Origin of the sequence: Chryseobacterium sp. CFS15, assembly GCF_031118795.1 — a bacterium.
Classification (GTDB): domain Bacteria; phylum Bacteroidota; class Bacteroidia; order Flavobacteriales; family Weeksellaceae; genus Chryseobacterium; species Chryseobacterium indoltheticum.
Genome location: NZ_JAVHYL010000029.1, coordinates 1 through 941, shown reverse-complemented (window position 1 = coordinate 941; position 941 = coordinate 1). Strand labels below are relative to the sequence as shown.

The following is a 941-nucleotide window of genomic DNA, read 5'->3' as shown; positions in this document are numbered from 1 at the left end:
AATTAATTTTTATTTTGTTTAAACTTCTTTTAAATATAAAGAAATTAAGATATTGTATCATTGTAAAAGAAGTGATTTTAGAGGTAATTCTGGTTGCCAACCCTTCAAAAGTTTTTGCTAAATTGATGTGTAGTAAAAATTGTCCGCTCAGTTGTGATATAGCTGTTTCAATCCGTTTTCTAATTTTAGATTTTACTTTCGAAAACGATACAAATTCATGTTGATTTTTTCTCATTGGAACAGAAAGTTTAATGTTTGAGTAATTGAACAGATCAACCCTTAATTTTTCGCTAATATATCCTCTGTCGCCTATCAGTAAACAGTTTTTGAAGTTTTCTTTTATATCCTTCAGATAATTTATGTCATGAACGTTTGCCGGAGAAAAATCGAAGGAATGAAAAACACCGTTTTTGTCGCAGACAGCATGTAATTTATAGCCGAAATATCGTGTTTTTTGTGCAGCACAATATCCAAATTCCGGACGAATATTTTCTGTGGAACAAATTCCACTGCGATTTGCCCTACTTATTTTACATATCTCCAATGGTGTTGAATCAACAATAAAAACGTTTGTAAAATCAGAAAACTTTGCACTCAAAACTCTGCGTATTTCTTCTAAGTAGAAAAACAATTTTCGCTTTCTTCTGTTATAAACGCTTCTTTCTATTTTTTGTTCTAATTCTGTTTTTGAAATGTATCTAAACAGTTGTAATTCAGAGTTTATCGACATATATTCTGCTGTAATATTTAAAGCTACAAGTTCTAAATCAGAAAGTTTTGGAACTCTGATCTGAGGTTTAGTCTTAATATGACTGCAAGTATTTATCAATTCTTCTAAAATAATTTTGTAGTTTTGAATAAGATTGTTCATATATTTAAATGATTGGTAGTCAAATAAATATACGGTTTCTGAACCAAATGAACAATCTTTTATTGTTTAA

General features: G+C 29.0%; 1 protein-coding gene. It reads right to left on the bottom strand.

Translation table 11 applies throughout. The annotated features are described in order from the left end of the window. A partial coding sequence (locus OH814_RS20530) for an IS982 family transposase (RefSeq protein WP_308829459.1) occupies window positions 1–871 on the bottom strand: 871 nt, incomplete at its 3' end. Between the last annotated feature and the right edge of the window lie 70 nt (window positions 872–941).